Consider the following 16,709-nt stretch of genomic DNA (forward strand, 5'->3'; position numbering starts at 1 on the left):
TTTAAAAAGTTACCAGTTCGCTTATCTGTAGATCGGCTTGTACATTACTGTAATTCTCTACATCTGCTGCAAAAACTGCCGCGTGTGGACCAAATGCCGCTTGAAACGAAGCTACATCATCAAATTTTAAATGAGCAATCGCTACATACGGTGCTAACTCTCCAGGGTTTTTACTTGCTATTCCTAGATCTAGTTCTAGACCTTTTAATGCGTCACCTAATTTGTTAGCAACCATAGGTAAGTGGTTATTTTTATAATACTCTGTATCAAACTTAACATCTTTGCTGTTCGGATACATTACAGATACCTTGATCATTATTTTATTTTTTGAGATTATTAATATTAAGAAAAGTCTGCTAAGACTACATTTTCAGAAAACCCTTCATAAGCGCTCTCTACTTGTTTTGCCATTTCGTCTGGAAATAAGTGAAAATCGCCAGCTTCTAACGCTTTCATGATACCTTCAGAAACATCAGTTGTTGATGATGCATTTTCAAAACCAGCTGTTGCTGCCATGTCCGTATCTATAGGTCCAGGATGTACACTTAATATGCTCACACCTTTAGGACCTAATTCTGTTCTTAAACCTTGTGTTAAAGAATAAGAAGCGGCTTTTGAAGCAGAGTAGGTAGAGAGTTGAGAAAAATTCTTCATAGAAGCGATAGAATTTAATTGTACTAATGCGCCTTTTTTATCTTCTAGTGTTTGAGCAAAAGCATTTGCAACACGTAGTAAACCAAATGCATTTACCTGCAGTTGATTTTCAAAATCTTTTTCTACATCTTCACCTAGAGTACCTTGTGGGTTTCCTATACCTGCGTTATTCACTACTATTTCTACATCACTAGTTTGTTGAGCAAGTGCATTAATAGATTCTGTACTAGATACATCTGCTTGTACGGTAACTACTTGGTCGCCATAAGCATCTTCTAGTTCCTTAGTAGAATTAATATCTCGTACAGCTAAATAAACTTTTTTTGCACCGTGTTTTAAAAACGACTCCACTATTGCTTTACCTATTCCTCGATTTGCACCAGTTACTAAAGCTACTTTATTCTCGATGGAAATACTCATAATTTTGTTTTTTTTAAGTTTACTAAATCTATTAAATAGCAAACCTTCCTAAATTGCTCAAGGAAGGTCTACCGTTTAAAAATGTATTTAAGGGGATTTACATTTTATTTTTTCCAAGCAAATTTTTCAAATGCAGCATCTACAGGTGTGTTTGCGATGTGATTTGTATAATTGCTAATTACTTTTTGCGATAATCCTAAGATAATATCCAGTACTTGTTGCTCTCCATAACCTGCAGCATAAAATGTGTCTAGATCTTCTTGAGAAACGTTACCACGATTGCGTACTAGAGATAATGTAAATGTACGTAGTGCCTCTAGTTTAGAATCTGCTAGTGGTGTTTCATTACGTAATGCTTCTGTGATAGCGTCATCTACTTTCATCATTTTTGCGATTCCTGTATGTGCTGGTACACAATAATGACATCCATGCTCTACATTTATCGTTTGCCATACTACTGTTAACTCATCTGTGTTGAAAGATGAATTCATGAATAATTCATGAAGTTGCTGATACGCTTTAAGTAATTGTGGAGACGCGGCAAGAACACCGTGTAAACCTGGTATCATTCCAAACGATTTCTGTGATCCTTCTAATAATGGTTTACTCTCCTCTGGAGCACTCTCGATGTTGTGAACTTTTAAAGTTGTCATAATTTTAATTTTTATGTTGTTTATGTTAATTATAACTAAACAATCATTTAGTTATAGTGTAAAAAAATAGTTATAAATTATAGAAAGTCATTTCTATGTAATCTTCAATTTCTTGTTTGCTATTTACTCTAGAAGCGGCAGCTAGGCCATGCTTTGCGAGCAATAGATAGTTAGCTTGTTTAAGCACCAGTTCTTCACTTTTAGAAGTATCTGTTTTTAATTTTTCTATGATTAAAGATTTGAGATGTTCCATAAAAGAACCCATTTGTTCTTTAATTAATTCATCTTCGCTTTCAGAAAATTCATTGTACGTATTAGTTACAAGACAGCCTTTTTGATGCTGTCCTTTATAATTAATATCAACCGAATCATAGAAAAACTGTTTCACATCTGCTATACCATTATCAGCATTTTTAAACTTCTCTAGAATCTCGTTTACCTTTGTTTTGTAACAATTTAAACTCTCCAAGAACAATCCATGCTTACTTCCAAAACTAGAATATATAGAAAATTTATTGATGCCCATTTCTTTTTCAAGCATCTGCATAGAAGTGGTTTCATAACCATTGCGCCAAAATAGGTTCATCGCCTTTTCAACTACTTCACTCTCGTTATATTCTTTTTTTCTAGCCATTAGTTCTAACTACGGTACAAAACTAACCTATCGTTTAGTTATTATAAAGTGTTTAACAATAATTTAATGATCTCGCTTTCGCGAAAGCGGAATAAAACCAACAATAAATAAGTTAAAATGTTAATTAATAGCTATTTATGTAATTTGTAATTAAAATATGAGCGTAAATAGGGTAGGTGGAACTAGTTAGATACAAATTTTAAACCAACTATAGAAATGATTAATGTAGTAATAAAAAAGAGTCTCCAGTAAGTAGCAGGTTCATTGAATACTAAGATACCCAAAGTAACCGTTCCTACTGCACCTATACCAGTCCAGACAGCATATGCGGTACCTATTGGGATTTCTCGAGACGCTTTAATAAGTAAAGTCATACTTATAGCTAGGCAAATAACAAAACCTAGATACCAGTATATAGCTGTGGTGCCAGTGGCTTCTTTTGCTTTACCCAGACAGGTAGCAAAACCTATCTCAAATAGACCGGCGATAATTAAAAGAATCCAATTCATTTGTTATTTTTATCGATGTAAATTTATTCTATTGGAGATGATAAAGAAATCTTTAAATTGGATAATAATAATTTGCCAAAAGTAAAAGCCTACAGCATCTGGTAATGGAATCTGTAGGCTTTTGTCATTTTTTAAATAAAATTTATAGATTTTCAATTAACTGTGCAGGAAGTAATTTTTCTAAAATAACTTTTTGATTCTTTTCTAATACTAAGAATTTCCATCCGGTTTTACCATTATCAGATATTCCATAAACATCTTTTTGAGATTGAATTTCAAAAAATCCAGTGGTATCATTATAAACTACGTTTTCTGCTCCAAAGCTTTGTTGAAAAGCAGTTTTGGTCATGCTTATACGTAGTTTTTTATCTTCTTCAGTTTCATGTTCTTCACCATTAATTTTCATGTCCATCTGGCTAGAATAGGTGAGAAGGGAATAATACTTGTTTTCTATTTTTTGAGCATCGTCTATTTTTAAAATAGTAGGGTTCTTTATATCTATCTCCATATCTGGATTATTGAAAGTTTGCTTCATTACTTCCAGCATTTTTGCTTTAGGAATAATGTCAAAAAACTCTGTAGGCATATAATCTAGAGATTTTTCTAGCTCCATATTCACGATAGAATTCAGGTAATTTGTAAAATCTGCCTGAATCTGGTTTTTAGTTTCTTGAGCTAGCGCAATACTACTTACTGTTATAAAAAGTAAGGTTATCAATTGTTTCTGGATGTTCATTTATTCTAGTTTTTTTGTTTTATTAATTCATCGCAGGATCAGACCTACGCACTCCTTCATTAGTATGTACATTTCCTACCTCGGTAATTACTGCACCATCTGGTCCAGCCATTTGCCAGTGTGCCGATTCTACTTCAGCTAATTTTGCAAAATCACCTTCAAAGGCTTCTATAATATGATGAGTAGTCGTTTTTCCATCCCAATGTGAATTAGGTACTATCACTTGTGGGAATTGATCGCTGTTATCTTCTCCTACACCTACTATATAGCTTTTTCCATGTCTTATTAACCAGCCTTCCATTTTTGCTGGATTACCCTTTGCAGCATAATGCATGTGTTCTCCTAACATCTGTCCAGGTAATAAAAAGATGTCCATTAACATGTATTGATCAGTTTCATTATTCACAAACATGACAGACGCTAGTCCTAGTTCTAGATAGTTACCTTTATTATAATCTGTTAACCATATCTTTTCTCTCAATCCATCAAATATAGGGTAATCATGATATTCTAGCATTTCTATAAGTGCATCCTTTGCTTTTTCTTCTAGAAAATTTCCATCGGCATCATAAAATTGTTCATTGGTAAATTTTAATTCTTTCTTTTCTTCTTGAACAGATGCTGTGGTCACTTCTTTTTGAGCGGTTGTAACCGTAGTTTCATCAGGTTTATTCTTACAACTAGCAAATAGTATAGTGGTACATGCTGCGGTTAATAAAATGAGCTTTTTCATAGTCGTTTTGGGTTAAAATTGATGGTTAAGGATAGTTTTAATTCACTTTTTGAATCTTTCAAAGGTCATAATTACCACATTTTTATAGTTCCATTAGTCTCTTTGTAGTTACTTTAACAGTGGATTTATTCATAACGGACACATCAAAAGCCCATAGTTTCATAAAATGAAACTATGGGCTAGAGTAAACAACTTAGTTTTGGATAGGGAAAAGAAAGGCTGTCTACTTATAATATTATCTGGGCTGAGATACTATTATAACTAGTACTTATTGGGTAATCGATTGCTTTAGTAAATGTTATTACTGCTTGCTCTTCTTTTTGAAAAGTGAGAATCGCATTTGAACAGTAAAGATATTTTTTATCAAAATTGATGCAAACATCCTATACATACTCATAAAGCAATTTATTCGATTCAAGTTTAGACTGTAAAAATGTTTAAAGGTTTAATCAATAGATTAACATTTTTATATAAAAATCTCTAGTATTCTTATAATAAGATTACTAGAGATTAAAATAAATGTATTAAAAGTATATATTTATCTAATTCTTAAGTTGTAATTCTTCTCTTTTAGATTCATCAGACAGTTTTTTTTGTTCCCAGTAAGGCTCATTGATACTTTTCTTTAAAGTAGCCTCAGTAACCAGTCCATCACCATCATCTTCTGTCCATGACATGATCTTATAAGGGAATTCTTTTAGTACATCTATCGTTATTTTTCTATCATAATTTACATATTCGATAGTATATTTAGATAGACCAGCAGTTTCAGTTTTACTTATTTTAGCTTTTGCAGGTTGCAATTTCTTGTATGCAAAACGACTGTAAATGGTAGAGAAGATTAAATCAATATCTCCAGTAGGTAACTGTCCTTTATTTAATCTTAAACGTGTCATTAATTCTTCTTCTAACATCGCAACAGGAATATTTTTCTCTGTATCACCGTCGGCTTCAAAATAAGAAAATTGCTTAAATTTATAAGAGTCTTCTTCTAGATTTAATTGAGTAAAAGTATGCCCGCACCATTCTTGTATACTCGTGTTTAATTTTAAAGTATGTGAATATTTTGCTGTGTTTACTGGTGTGAAACTAGAACTAACAATAGAATAATCATAAACACCGGTAGTAAACTTTCTAACATGGTTAAGCTTCATAACAGACACATTATCATCACCAGCCTCTTGTGGGTGATCTAACTTTACCTGCTTATTTAAAGAAAAAGGTTCTGTTACAAAAACTAGAACTACCTCGCCCTCGCGTATATCTCCATAACGTGATTGCTTCAGGTCATAACTATTCAACTCTGCAGTGCCAGAATACCAGTAATCGTTAAATTCTTTATCAGTAACGACATCATTCTTACTAACCTTCGTTTCTGTTTTGGTTTCTATCGCAGTATCCTTATCGGTTTTACAGGCTAGGAATAAATAGATACTTAAGATGCTTATCGCTTTAATTGTAGGACTCATAATTTCATTTTTGTACATTATATAGACACTTTATATCAAAACAGGTTGTATATTTTTTACAGTATATTGTTGATTTATAGCGCTTAAAGCGAAAAATAGAAACAAACTATCACAGAAATAATACAAGCATCATATTTTGGCAGTTTTATAACGTTTCAACTTGAAAATGATAAGTTTCGCAATTGGTAAGCTAAAACTACATATAAATCTCATTAGACCTTCTGTATTCTGACGGGCGCTTACCCATAACTTTACTGAAGGTGTTACTAAAAGTAGGTAAGCTGCTATAACCTACCATATTTGCTATTTGTGATATATTATAATCAGAATTTACTAGATATTCTAGAGATTTGAATATTCTCAACTGCGTGTAGTACTTAATAAACGACATACCTAGATCTTTCTTAAAAAGACGATATAGAGACTTATCTGTCATGCTAAATTTTGATGCCAGGCTAGGTAACAAATGTTCTTCGTCTATCTTATCAGATAGGTAAGTGGTAATACCTATTAATTTAGTGTCAGTAGGGTGTGGTAGTTCTAGATGTAATGAATTAGAAACACTTTGTTCTAGCAAGGTTTTAAACGCATTTACTATAGGGTATTTATTTTTTTGAGATTTTCTTATATCGCCATTCCAGTTTTTAGTATAAAGCAACAGTTCCATTAAAAGGTTATTAATGTGATAGATGCCTTCTTTTTTATAAAACTCATTAGCACTTTTCTTAATAGGAAAGTATAAATTTCTCATAATCACCTTAGGAGAACTAGGGTAGATAGAATGTCGCACACCTGCAGGTATCCACATATAATGTCTAGCAGGTAAATAATACATTCTGGTATCTGTTTTTACATGTACCACACCACCTTCTGTATATAAAAATTGTCCTTTTTTATGACTATGGTGTTCTATTAAAATAGAGTCCATAGGATTGTGATAACAAAATATACTTTTAGAAATTTTATCTACCTCGGTTAAATAATACTTGTTATCCATAAAATGACTTTTTTACTTGAATGCACTAAATTAATAAAACATTGTCTTTAATCAATAAAAAGACATTGAATATCTTACATAAATTGCGACTGTATTTTATTAAAAACTCATTTTGCAGTCTTATTTTATATAAATACAGAATTATTTAACCCTAAAATTATAAAATCATCATATTATGGAAAGAATAAAATATGCCCCTTATTTAGATAAAATTCAGACACCAGAACAGGCCGCTTTTTTAATTAATGATAAAGATATTTTAGGAGTAAGTGGTTTTACAAAAGCTGGTGACAGTAAGTCTGTTTTACCTATGGTGGCAAAAAGAGCACTTACCGAAGATATTAAAGTAACCGTTTTAAGCGGTGCATCATTAGGTTATGACACCGATGCAGACCTTGCAAAAAACGGCGCACTATATAAAAGAATGCCTTTTCAGGCAGACCCAACACTTAGAAAAAGCATTAATAATCACGAGGTACTGTATGTAGATCAACATCTAGGACAGACGGCAGACATGCTACAGAAAATAGATACCTTTAAAATCGATGTTGCTATTATAGAAGCTGTCGCAATTACAGAAGATGGTTACATTATACCTACAACATCTGTAGGTAACTCTCCAGCATTTACAGATAATGCAGATAAAATAATTATAGAAATAAACACATCCTTTCCAGAAAGTTTAATCGGTATTCACGATGTGAAAACCTTAAAAAAACAACCTAATAGAGAGGTCATACCAGTAGTAAATTCAGACACTAGAATAGGAGATCAATTCATTAAAATAGATACCGATAAAGTAGTAGCTATAGTTTATACACAAGTACCAGATAGTCCAGCAGTAATCTCTGCACCAGATGATAAGACTAAGGCCATATCAAAACATATACTAGATTTTCTAGATAAAGAAGTAGAAGAGGGCAGGTTAACAGAATCTCTATTGCCTTTACAAGCCGGAATAGGTAAAACAGCTAACGCTATTTTATCTGGTTTTACAAACAGCAGGTTCAAGAACCTAACCATGTATTCAGAAGTATTGCAAGACAGCACCTTTGAGCTTTTTGATTCAGGAAAACTCTTGTTTGCATCTGCCTCTTCCATAACTGTGACCGAAGAATGTTCTAATAAAATCTTTGCAAATTTTGAAGATTATAAAGAAAAACTACTACTTAGACCTCAAAATATAAGCAACGCTGCAGAGGTTATAAGCCGTCTAGGAATTATAGGAATCAACACCGCCATAGAATTTGATATCTATGGAAATGTAAATTCTACCCATATTCTAGGTACTAATATGATGAATGGAATAGGCGGTTCTGGTGATTTTGCTAGAAATGGTTACCTCAGTATTTTTGCCTGTCCTTCCATATCAAAAGAAGGTAAAATATCTCACATAGTACCTATGGTATCGCATACAGACCATACAGAACACGATGTAGATATACTCGTTACAGAACAAGGCCTGGCAGACATAAGAGGTCTCGCACCTATAGAAAGAGCGCTTTTAATCATTAAAAACTGTGTGCATCCAGATTATAAAACACAGCTTCTTAGTTATTTTGAAGAAGCCTATGCACTGGGCGGCCACACACCGCACATACTGTCCAAAGCATTGAGCTGGCATACCCAACTTAAAATGGAAGGAACCATGAAAATAGAAACAGCCGTTAAGAACGAGAAGAATATCGTTATGGCATATGAGTTATAAGTGATTCCTTTATAAATTCTACAGAAACCCCATAAAAACTACCGTCTGGTTTTTATGGGGTTTTATTAGTTTCATGAATGTAGATAGGGTGGTAAAGGGAATGATTTAAGTTCCGCTTTCGCGAAAGCGAGACAAGTATAATCTTAATATTTATATGATAAATGAACTAGGTAGGTAGGGCAAAGCCTGTAATTGAGAATTAATACGATAGTTTTAATAGAATTCTATCTATCCCATGCAATCAGTGTCATAACAGAATTAGTTCTGCTTTTTTAGTTTTAATAAATACGTTCTAATTTCTTTTCTCAACGAAACTTCAGGTTTGGGTAACGGAATGGTCTGGCCGAATTGTTTACTCCTATTAAATTTAGAAAACATAATTTTATGCTTTTTCCACACGTCAGGATATAACTTTAAGAACATATTAAAGAAGCTCTGTTCGGTTATTTCTCCTTCTATTTTAGAATGTACTTCTTTAAATTTTTCTTCTTGTTCTATGATCATGGGGTTTTTATAAAGTAATAATTAATATTATTTGTAGCCTCTTGCTTTGCTTTTGTTAATTGAAGGAAGAAGTCAAAGATATAACGCAAATAAGGCATTCCATTAAGTTTATACTACAAATAGCTATAGTCTTATTTTGAAAAGCACATAGCAATTGAGAATTATCATGCGTCACTCTTAGTTCTTAGAAGCGCGGTCTATTGCGTGGTCCTTAATTATTTTTCCAGTCACGTCGTTTACAAATAAGCTATCATAACTTTTTGATGGATGGCGTTCAGGATAAATGTATAGATTTATACTGTCGTAAGTGATAAGTTGTATTAAATTATTCATTTTATACTTTTCATATAAATCGTCTAATCTCCAATAAAACTCACCAGTTTTTAATGATAATTTACTGAAATGCCCAAAAGAAGAAATATAAACCACATCATGATCTATTACCGGTTCTGATAAATTAAAAGCGCCTATATGTTGATTCCATTTTATCTCTAAAGATTCTTTGTCGATCGACAAGGCTCTACTACCTGCAGAATCATAATCGGCATAGGTATAGAATAAGAATATATTATTCTTGTCTTCAGTTAGAAATGCCTTTTCTATTCTCATTTCATTTTCTAGCTCGATCTTATGATTATTAAATAATAAATAACCTTTTTTAGCTATCATGTATCGGTTGTCACCTATGGTATAAGTAGTGTCTTTTTCAGTATCGTCTAGTACATCATTGTGTCCTATGGAGTGAATGGTGTAGTCACTACTCAATGTACGAGGAGTATGTGTAGTGGTAAGGTTACTTTTTATTATAGTCTGAAGTTTATCCTTTGAAACATCTGACTTTAAAGTATCTATGGATTCTTTTAAAATAACCTCTTTTTCATTTTTACATGAAAAGGAAATTATAATAGTTGTCATAAGGAGTAAAAAATTCAGTTTACTTTTCATAATTAATCCTAAAGGTATATTAGAGAATAGTAACGGCTTTAACCGCAAGGTTATTTTGGTAAAAAAAGTAAGCGAGTAACAACTATTGATAATAGTACTAAATTAAGCAATTAAATATATAGCGTGTGTGCGCACGGCATGAATATAAAATTGATTTTATCACATCAAAGCATAACAGGAAAGTAGTAGTGTTTTTAAATCGTTATGTATGAGAACCGCCAGTATAGCAGTAGAAGTAGAGTAGTACTAAAATTGTTTCTTACAGAAGAGTATTTACTTAAAAAGTCTAGGATTTTCTAATTAAAAAATGGATGCCTGTGAAATGCTATATTAAATAGCCTCGTTAATTTCAATCCAGTACCCATCTGGGTCTTGAAAGTAAACCTGTCTTATTCCATCCTTGCGTATGTAATCTTTGTTAGGTGTGTTTAACCAGTCTGAGTATTCCACGTCCAATTCTTTTAAGGTATTTATAAAGGAATCTAGGTCAGTTGTGGTTAAAGCAAAATGTACGGCTTTATTAATTTTTATCTGAAAATCAGGTCGTGGAATCAAGTGCAATTGTCTGCCTTCATTAAGGGACAACCATCTCGTTTTTGAGTCAGAGGCGGTATTCTTAATTTCTTTTAATTGAAGTACTTTTTGAAAAAACGCAATAGATGTATCCACATCTGTTACAGAAAGAGCTATGTGATTGAAGAAAAAAGTAGGCATGATATATTTATGATTAGGTTAAAAGACAACTAAGAACTATTGAAGGTGTGTTTTTATTTTTGATGGTCTCTTTTCTATTTGTTTAAATTAGAGTCGTCTAATCGATTGTATGATGTTTTATCTATTAGAATGGGTTTATATTCATTGTCTTTGTGCCATTCATCTATTATTTTTATTTTTCTAAATCTTTTACTTATTAATAACTTCAAAACATTATTGTCATCCGTTGATTCTATTTTTATCCAAAGAGGAATTTCATTTTTGTAGGTAACTAACCTTTCACAAACGTTATTCAAATTTAATTGCTTTCCAATTACGTTTGGTAAAGACCATAATTTCATAATATCATCCGAATTTGTTTTGGATTCTTGTTTTTCAGTTGGGTCATATTTGATAATGTATTCTATTTCCTCAAAATTTTCCATTATGAAGTTTTCTACCTCATTCTCTGATAGAAATTTTTCTAATTGATTTTTTAAGAATTTAGAATTTGTTTTTTGCATTTGACATTTTAGTTTTTCGGATATTCCAATAGAAATGTTTTTAAATCAGTTAGTTTATCTGGTTTTAAGCTCATTTCTCGATAAAAATAAACACTTGGATTTTCATTTCCATCTATCTTAAAATACCAAAACATATATCCTTGGTGCATCATAAAAACAAAGTCATTGTCAGTCAGAAAGTTTTCAGCATTATCTTCTTCTAACAATTCTAAAGCCCATTCTTTTAGCTCACTTTTATTGTGAAATAAGTCAGTTCCAACCATACCCTTTGGAACAGATTTTTGACATTCCAAATAGAACTTTTTATAAATAGATGGAAAATTCAAATTAAGTTCTTGTTCTATTTTATTCAAATTTTCCATATGGTTAAACTAATTAACACAATAGCTATAGATACAACTAGAAATGAATTCACTTAGTTGTTTGTATTAGCTAAAGTTGTAGATGTGAAAGTACAAAACAAATTTAGAATTCATACTTATCACATGTAGCATGAATGGTGGAGTAGGAGTAAATTGCTATTTAATAATGGATAGAAGTGTACTGGTTAGAAATGAAGTGAAATTCACTTGTTTTTTACCACAGTTCTTTGTTGGCAACAGTTTCTTTTATTGAGATTACAGTATGTTGTTTAAATCTTGTCTTCCGACAATTGCCATTATTTCAACAATGTCATTATTTATTTTATAGTAAATACTATCTATTCCGCAAACACATCTTCTGTAGTCTTTTTTTATATAATCAACGGACTCGAATGAAAAAGGCCTTTGGGATATAATTTCAAAATATTTAAAGAATGATTCAAAATACTTATCCGCTTGAGTCATTCCAAATTTTTTAACTCCATAGTGATGGATTCGGATTAAGTCATTTTTAGCTTCGTTACTTAATCGATATTTAGCCATTCAATAAAGTTTTTGATTGAGCTAAAATTTCATTTTTTGATTCGCTTGTAAATCCGCTATTTTCCGCTTTTTCCAATTTAGTTCGAATCCAGTCAATTTCGACTTGTTGTTTTCTAGCTTGCCTAATTAAATCGTTTACTAATTCGCTTTTGCTTGAATATTCTTTTCCATTGACTTGTGCTTTCAGCCATTCGTCGTTAGGTTCTGTAAATGATATACTTTGTCTTGACATAACTCAATTATTTGGTGCAAATATACATCAATTACGAATCACCTTCAAATGTGTTACAACAATCAAAGGCACAATGCCAGTAAGCCATCTCATTGGTATGCTGTTATTTTTGGTTAAGTTGTAGATGTGAAAGTACAAAACAATTTTAGAATTCATACTTATCACATGTAGCATAAATGGTGGAGCAGAAGTAAATTGCTATTTAATAATGGATAGAAGTGTACTGGTTAGAAATTAAGTGAAATTCACTTGTATTTTACCACAGTTCTATGTTGTGTGCAATTTTATAATACTATTATAGGTGTTCCTTCCTCAAGAGAAAAAGAAGTCAGTTTAGCCAACCTCCACACACCATCATCAACTTTCCTTGCTGTCAAATTCAATCTCACTCTTTGATTTTTACTCTTCAAAGTCTGATAATCATATTTTGATAACATATCAAATTCATTATTGTCTGTTGACAATAAAATCCCCAAGCTTTTCCCTTTCTCTTCATAAACTGTAATTCTAATAGTTTTGAAGTCAGAGAGCAATTCTCCATCTTCAGTCAATTCCATATCTTTCCCGCTACCCATTGTATGACGTTTTGTGTCTTTCCAACTAACTTCCATAAATGTCACATAGCCCGAAAATTCTTGTTCAGAATCAATGGGAGCCTCTTTAAGTCTCTTAGAGATTTGCTCAAGCTCACTTAGCTGACTACATGATTGTATCGTTATAAGAAATATCGTTCCTAGAAAAGTAATAAACAGCTTAATGTTATTTTTCATTTTTTTTTTTAAATCCTTGAATGCCAAATAATTGTAATGCTTAGTTTATTGCGCACAACGTTGTTGTATATGGTTTGTTGCGTGGTTTAAGCACTAAATTTAGCAAATAAAAACCGAATAGTAAGTCCGCGAGGACTTTCGTAAGTAGGCAAGAAGCCAACAATTAATTATGCATGATTTACGTGAACTATGCAGTTATGCTGGATTAACACCTATGATAAGGCAAAGCGGAACGAGTATAAATGGAAGAGCACGAATAAGTAAAATAGGTAACCAGAAGTTAAGAAACCTACTGTTTATGTGCAGTTTTAATGCTTGTAAATACAACAAAGCATGCAAGGCAATTTACGATCGAATAGTAGCTAAAGGAAAGAGTAAAAAACTAGCCTTAATAGCTGTCTGTAATAAGCTCTTAAAACAGGCTTTTGCCATAGCAAAATCAGGATTAATATACGATGACGGATATAGAAGTGTACTGGTTAGAAATTAAGTGAAATTCACTTGTTTTTTACCACAGTTCTTTGTTAGCAATAGTTATTTTAATCCTAGATATTCCATATATTCATCAAAGTTCAAAATAGTATTGTTTGGATTAGTTCCCAATGCGCTTTTAATCATTGCTTTGTCAGATGTTACAAATATCATTTTAGAATCTTGAACAGAATTTTGTCCTATATAAAACATCATTTGAATGTCCCAAATAAAGTTTGCTCTATTCTTTTCGAATAAATTAAAATCGCTAGTTATCATATTTTCCATAACCGATTTATAAAGAGCTATTGGTTCAGGAAATACTTTAATAAACTTTTCTGCCATTGGGCGAAGTTCATTCATTAATTCATCTTGACTTTTTGCTTCTAACTGACCTTCTTCAACTAATAATCCACGAGTTATAAAAAGATATCCTAAAGCAATAGAAGTTGATGTTTCTTCTTTTCTTACGCTTTCAAGAGCTTTTTTGCGACCAATTGGGTCATTTTCAAAAACATTCCATCCATTTCGGTTTGGGTCAATTACTTCTAGAAACTTTTCCATTTCTTCTGCAAACCCTTGTTCAACGTCTTTTACATCTTTAGCATTCAAATTCAATTTATGTTGAAATTTTGTTTCAACATATTTATTTGGATTCTTAGCAAAGTGATAAACCATTTGTCCAAATGCTTTATTTGTTTCAACTCTACGATTAATAACTTTATTAAAGAATGATTTACTGATTAATAACTCAGGTGTAGGAATCATTGAATAATCAGTATTATTTCCACTATGATAATAAAGTGCTTTAATTGCTTTTAAACACTTTGTATAAGAACTGTCTTTTTTATTTGCAATATGCGCAAGTAATTCTTTTGCAACAATTGGATTTAATAATGATTCAATTCCATTTTGTTTTTCTCGATGATTTACTTTTTTGATTAAGGCATCAATACCTTTATTTTTTTTGTTGGTTACTAAATACCTATAAGCATTTGTATCGAAAATAACTTTTTCCATTCGTTTATTTAATTATAATCTGTTGGTTTTCGGTGTTCTGGTTAATTATTGCTAACGTTGTTGTATATGGTTTGTTGCGCGGTTTAAGCAACTAATTTAGTAAATAATTACCGACCAAGAAAGTCCGCGAGGACTTTCGTAAGTAAGCAAAAAGCCAGCAATAAATTATATACGGCTTAAGTTTGAAATCACTAAATTAAAGGTTTATAAATAGAAAGAACAAAAGAGAGGAATAAGGTTATTATATACGTAGAGACTTCAGATCTCGTCAACATTGAAAATCCCCTCTCTTTTCTACACAGATTTCGTACAGTTCTATGAGGCTTTTAAGACCTCGATTTTAAGTTGTTGAAACTCGCGTAGGTTGTCCTTTCCAAAAACATATTATAATGAATAAAGATATTAAATATTTCGGAATAGACATCAGTCATTTGGTATTTGATGTTACCGATTCCGATGGTAAATACTATCAGTTTAAGAATAACGTATCAGGCTTTAAAAAGTTGGTAAAGTTGTTAGATGATAACAGTCATTGTGTAATGGAAGCTACTGGATATTATCATTACCAACTGGCTTATTATCTATTAGAATCAGGTAAGAAAGTGTCGGTAGAGAATCCTTTATCTGTAAAGCGATTTATACACTTGACTTTTACGAGTTCGCTTTCGCGAAAGCGGAATTATAGGAAGACATCTGTCTAAAATAAAGACAGACAAAAGTGATTCTAAATTGATTTGTGCTTATGCACAACAGTTAGAATTAAAGCTGTGGCAAGGTAATTCTAAACATCAAATAGAATGCCTTCAAATGACTAGACTACTGTCCATGCTGACCAAACAAAGCACTATGTATAAAAACAAACTACATGGCGAGTCCGTTTTAGGAAATCCAAGTAAAGTAGTTGTCAGTTCTATAAAACGCAGTTTAAAACAAGTACAGAAAGAAATAAAATTAATAGAGGATAAGTTGCTAGCCTTAGTAAAACAGGTGCATCAAGATGTTCTAACACGTTTAAAAAGCATTCCAGGAATAGGAGATAAGACTGCTTTAATGTTAGTTGTTTTAACCGATGGATTTGAACGTTTTAAAAGTGGAAGTGAACTATGCAGTTATACTGGATTAACGCTTATAATAAGGCAAAGTGGAACGAGCATAAATGGAAGAGCACGAATAAGTAAAATAGGTAACCAGAAGTTAAGAAACCTACTGTTTATGTGCAGTTTTAATGCTTGTAAATACAACAAAGCATGCAAGGCAATTTACGATCGAATAGTAGCTAAAGGAAAGAGTAAAAAACTAGCTTTAATAGCTGTCTGTAATAAGCTCTTAAAACAGGCTTTTGCTATAGCAAAATCAGGATTAATATACGATGACGGATATAGAAGTGTACTGGTTAGAAATTAAGTGAAATTCGCTTGTTTTTTACCACAGTTCTTTGTTACCTACAGTTCTTTTTATGTTGATTGGTTAGTCCAAGTTATTAACTTCCATTTTCCATTAATTTTTTTAAACTCATATTCAATTGCTATTCCGTTTTCAATTCCGTTAATTTCGATTAGAGCATTTTCATTTTCGATTATTATAATCTGTTCATATTCTCCAAAAACTTCTTTTTCAGATGTCTTATTTATAGAGATATTTTTTAGGACATATTCACTCTGATTTATTATTCGTTCGTTCAGCTCAAATTCAACTTTTTGGAAATCCTTTATTTTAATTGGAAAATCAACTCTACTTATTTGAAAAGTAGAATCTTTATTAAAAAAATCAAGAAAAAATTTAAATTCAGAATCGATATTTTCAGGAATAATTATTTCAGTTTTATTCTTTAATTCAGATTTTGATTTATCAGTAATAATTTCCGCTTGAGTATCTTTTTTATTTTGTTTACAAGCTGAAATCAGAATGTATAATATTAATAGAATGCGGATTTTCATAATTGTAGGTAACGGCTCAGTGTATGAAACGTAGCGTGTAAAAAGATACTACATTTTGGGTTTAGCACAGAGCCAATTTTTTATATTTTGATTTAACTTCTCAGTTTATAAGCCAAATTAAAAACTTGGCGGTCTTAGCAAATAAAACACAAACCTTTCGATTAAACACTTAATTAGCTATGTTTTATAAACCGT

General features: G+C 31.7%; 20 protein-coding genes and 2 pseudogenes. 3 read left to right on the forward strand and 19 right to left on the reverse strand.

All coding sequences use genetic code 11. From position 1 onward, the window contains the following. Position 1: 1 nt before the first annotated feature. The 9 genes from ACJJVN_RS07980 to ACJJVN_RS08020 form a co-directional block, all read right to left on the reverse strand. Positions 2-316 (reverse strand): EthD family reductase, encoded by a 315-nt coding sequence (locus tag ACJJVN_RS07980; protein ID WP_104515115.1) that lies wholly within the window; start codon positions 314-316, stop codon positions 2-4. A gap of 26 nt (positions 317-342) precedes the next feature. Then, entirely contained in the window at positions 343-1,074 is a 732-nt protein-coding gene (locus ACJJVN_RS07985) for an SDR family oxidoreductase (protein ID WP_405368898.1), read from the reverse strand. A 104-nt stretch (positions 1,075-1,178) separates the two neighbouring features. Then, positions 1,179-1,727, reverse strand: coding sequence for a carboxymuconolactone decarboxylase family protein (locus ACJJVN_RS07990; RefSeq protein ID WP_104515113.1), 549 nt, complete (start codon positions 1,725-1,727; stop codon positions 1,179-1,181). Positions 1,728-1,797: 70 nt separating this feature from the next. Then, on the reverse strand, positions 1,798-2,361 hold the full coding sequence (locus tag ACJJVN_RS07995; RefSeq protein ID WP_405377734.1) for a TetR/AcrR family transcriptional regulator: 564 nt from the start codon (positions 2,359-2,361) through the stop codon (positions 1,798-1,800). 182 nt (positions 2,362-2,543) lie between these two features. Next, complete coding sequence (locus tag ACJJVN_RS08000; RefSeq protein ID WP_405368894.1) at positions 2,544-2,870, reverse strand: DMT family transporter; 327 nt, start codon at positions 2,868-2,870, stop codon at positions 2,544-2,546. 142 nt (positions 2,871-3,012) lie between these two features. Beyond that, positions 3,013-3,606 (reverse strand): hypothetical protein, encoded by a 594-nt coding sequence (locus ACJJVN_RS08005; RefSeq protein ID WP_405377735.1) that lies wholly within the window; start codon positions 3,604-3,606, stop codon positions 3,013-3,015. A 22-nt stretch (positions 3,607-3,628) separates the two neighbouring features. Then, the gene (locus tag ACJJVN_RS08010; protein WP_405377736.1) at positions 3,629-4,339 is read right to left on the reverse strand and encodes a hypothetical protein; all 711 of its coding nucleotides are present in this window, start codon (positions 4,337-4,339) and stop codon (positions 3,629-3,631) included. A 542-nt stretch (positions 4,340-4,881) separates the two neighbouring features. After that, a complete protein-coding gene (locus ACJJVN_RS08015) occupies positions 4,882-5,808 on the reverse strand; it encodes a septum formation inhibitor Maf (RefSeq protein WP_405377737.1) in 927 nt (308 codons plus the stop codon). Positions 5,809-6,004: 196 nt separating this feature from the next. After that, entirely contained in the window at positions 6,005-6,805 is an 801-nt protein-coding gene (locus ACJJVN_RS08020; protein ID WP_405377738.1) for an AraC family transcriptional regulator, read from the reverse strand. Between the two features lie 175 nt (positions 6,806-6,980). On the opposite strand from ACJJVN_RS08020, the gene ACJJVN_RS08025 reads away from it, so the two are divergent. Next, entirely contained in the window at positions 6,981-8,513 is a 1,533-nt protein-coding gene (locus tag ACJJVN_RS08025) for a succinate CoA transferase (protein ID WP_405377739.1), read from the forward strand. 258 nt (positions 8,514-8,771) lie between these two features. Here ACJJVN_RS08025 and ACJJVN_RS08030 read toward each other — a convergent pair whose 3' ends face one another. The 8 genes from ACJJVN_RS08030 to ACJJVN_RS08065 form a co-directional block, all read right to left on the reverse strand. Further along, positions 8,772-9,017, reverse strand: coding sequence for a hypothetical protein (locus ACJJVN_RS08030; RefSeq protein ID WP_405377740.1), 246 nt, complete (start codon positions 9,015-9,017; stop codon positions 8,772-8,774). 177 nt (positions 9,018-9,194) lie between these two features. Then, on the reverse strand, positions 9,195-9,932 hold the full coding sequence (locus ACJJVN_RS08035) for a hypothetical protein (protein WP_405377741.1): 738 nt from the start codon (positions 9,930-9,932) through the stop codon (positions 9,195-9,197). Between the two features lie 360 nt (positions 9,933-10,292). After that, positions 10,293-10,676 carry a VOC family protein gene (locus tag ACJJVN_RS08040; RefSeq protein WP_405377742.1) on the reverse strand — a complete coding sequence of 128 codons (384 nt, stop codon included), beginning with the start codon at positions 10,674-10,676 and terminating at the stop codon, positions 10,293-10,295. Positions 10,677-10,750: 74 nt separating this feature from the next. Next, positions 10,751-11,179, reverse strand: coding sequence for a hypothetical protein (locus ACJJVN_RS08045; protein WP_405377743.1), 429 nt, complete (start codon positions 11,177-11,179; stop codon positions 10,751-10,753). 8 nt (positions 11,180-11,187) lie between these two features. Further along, a complete protein-coding gene (locus ACJJVN_RS08050; protein ID WP_405377744.1) occupies positions 11,188-11,541 on the reverse strand; it encodes an SMI1/KNR4 family protein in 354 nt (117 codons plus the stop codon). A gap of 255 nt (positions 11,542-11,796) precedes the next feature. Further along, complete coding sequence (locus tag ACJJVN_RS08055; RefSeq protein ID WP_405368878.1) at positions 11,797-12,084, reverse strand: type II toxin-antitoxin system RelE/ParE family toxin; 288 nt, start codon at positions 12,082-12,084, stop codon at positions 11,797-11,799. Beyond that, positions 12,077-12,316, reverse strand: a complete 240-nt coding sequence (locus ACJJVN_RS08060) for a type II toxin-antitoxin system ParD family antitoxin (protein ID WP_405377745.1) — start codon at positions 12,314-12,316, stop codon at positions 12,077-12,079. The genes ACJJVN_RS08055 and ACJJVN_RS08060 overlap by 8 nt, the downstream gene beginning before the upstream one ends. A gap of 284 nt (positions 12,317-12,600) precedes the next feature. Further along, a complete protein-coding gene (locus ACJJVN_RS08065) occupies positions 12,601-13,086 on the reverse strand; it encodes a hypothetical protein (RefSeq protein WP_405377746.1) in 486 nt (161 codons plus the stop codon). 184 nt (positions 13,087-13,270) lie between these two features. Between ACJJVN_RS08065 and ACJJVN_RS08070 the strand changes: the two are divergent. Then, a pseudogene (locus tag ACJJVN_RS08070) lies at positions 13,271-13,576 on the forward strand (transposase); the annotation flags it as partial. Between the two features lie 44 nt (positions 13,577-13,620). Here ACJJVN_RS08070 and ACJJVN_RS08075 read toward each other — a convergent pair. Beyond that, positions 13,621-14,577 (reverse strand): hypothetical protein, encoded by a 957-nt coding sequence (locus ACJJVN_RS08075; protein ID WP_405377747.1) that lies wholly within the window; start codon positions 14,575-14,577, stop codon positions 13,621-13,623. A 389-nt stretch (positions 14,578-14,966) separates the two neighbouring features. Here ACJJVN_RS08075 and ACJJVN_RS08080 point away from each other — a divergent pair. Further along, a pseudogene (locus ACJJVN_RS08080) lies at positions 14,967-15,981 on the forward strand (IS110 family transposase). Between the two features lie 50 nt (positions 15,982-16,031). Here the strand turns inward: ACJJVN_RS08080 and ACJJVN_RS08085 are convergent. Continuing rightward, the gene (locus ACJJVN_RS08085; protein WP_405377748.1) at positions 16,032-16,514 is read right to left on the reverse strand and encodes a hypothetical protein; all 483 of its coding nucleotides are present in this window, start codon (positions 16,512-16,514) and stop codon (positions 16,032-16,034) included. Positions 16,515-16,709 lie beyond the last annotated feature (195 nt).

The sequence above is a fragment of the Nonlabens sp. Asnod3-A02 genome, from assembly GCF_045063755.1.
In the GTDB taxonomy this organism is placed as follows: domain Bacteria; phylum Bacteroidota; class Bacteroidia; order Flavobacteriales; family Flavobacteriaceae; genus Nonlabens; species Nonlabens xylanidelens.

Bases quoted from the DNA above. Each gene is read 5' to 3' on its own strand.
- ACJJVN_RS07995 (WP_405377734.1), bottom strand. From the start codon at position 2,361: ATGGCTAGAAAAAAAGAATATAACGAGAGTGAAGTAGTTGAAAAGGCG.
- ACJJVN_RS07980 (WP_104515115.1), bottom strand. From the start codon at position 316: ATGATCAAGGTATCTGTAATGTATCCGAACAGCAAAGATGTTAAGTTT.
- ACJJVN_RS08060 (WP_405377745.1), bottom strand. From the start codon at position 12,316: ATGTCAAGACAAAGTATATCATTTACAGAACCTAACGACGAATGGCTG.
- ACJJVN_RS08020 (WP_405377738.1), bottom strand. From the start codon at position 6,805: ATGGATAACAAGTATTATTTAACCGAGGTAGATAAAATTTCTAAAAGT.
- ACJJVN_RS08085 (WP_405377748.1), bottom strand. From the start codon at position 16,514: ATGAAAATCCGCATTCTATTAATATTATACATTCTGATTTCAGCTTGT.
- ACJJVN_RS08005 (WP_405377735.1), bottom strand. From the start codon at position 3,606: ATGAACATCCAGAAACAATTGATAACCTTACTTTTTATAACAGTAAGT.
- ACJJVN_RS08010 (WP_405377736.1), bottom strand. From the start codon at position 4,339: ATGAAAAAGCTCATTTTATTAACCGCAGCATGTACCACTATACTATTT.
- ACJJVN_RS08000 (WP_405368894.1), bottom strand. From the start codon at position 2,870: ATGAATTGGATTCTTTTAATTATCGCCGGTCTATTTGAGATAGGTTTT.
- ACJJVN_RS07990 (WP_104515113.1), bottom strand. From the start codon at position 1,727: ATGACAACTTTAAAAGTTCACAACATCGAGAGTGCTCCAGAGGAGAGT.
- ACJJVN_RS08040 (WP_405377742.1), bottom strand. From the start codon at position 10,676: ATGCCTACTTTTTTCTTCAATCACATAGCTCTTTCTGTAACAGATGTG.
- ACJJVN_RS08015 (WP_405377737.1), bottom strand. From the start codon at position 5,808: ATGAGTCCTACAATTAAAGCGATAAGCATCTTAAGTATCTATTTATTC.
- ACJJVN_RS08045 (WP_405377743.1), bottom strand. From the start codon at position 11,179: ATGCAAAAAACAAATTCTAAATTCTTAAAAAATCAATTAGAAAAATTT.
- ACJJVN_RS08055 (WP_405368878.1), bottom strand. From the start codon at position 12,084: ATGGCTAAATATCGATTAAGTAACGAAGCTAAAAATGACTTAATCCGA.
- ACJJVN_RS07985 (WP_405368898.1), bottom strand. From the start codon at position 1,074: ATGAGTATTTCCATCGAGAATAAAGTAGCTTTAGTAACTGGTGCAAAT.
- ACJJVN_RS08030 (WP_405377740.1), bottom strand. From the start codon at position 9,017: ATGATCATAGAACAAGAAGAAAAATTTAAAGAAGTACATTCTAAAATA.
- ACJJVN_RS08025 (WP_405377739.1), top strand. From the start codon at position 6,981: ATGGAAAGAATAAAATATGCCCCTTATTTAGATAAAATTCAGACACCA.
- ACJJVN_RS08075 (WP_405377747.1), bottom strand. From the start codon at position 14,577: ATGGAAAAAGTTATTTTCGATACAAATGCTTATAGGTATTTAGTAACC.
- ACJJVN_RS08065 (WP_405377746.1), bottom strand. From the start codon at position 13,086: ATGAAAAATAACATTAAGCTGTTTATTACTTTTCTAGGAACGATATTT.
- ACJJVN_RS08050 (WP_405377744.1), bottom strand. From the start codon at position 11,541: ATGGAAAATTTGAATAAAATAGAACAAGAACTTAATTTGAATTTTCCA.
- ACJJVN_RS08035 (WP_405377741.1), bottom strand. From the start codon at position 9,932: ATGACAACTATTATAATTTCCTTTTCATGTAAAAATGAAAAAGAGGTT.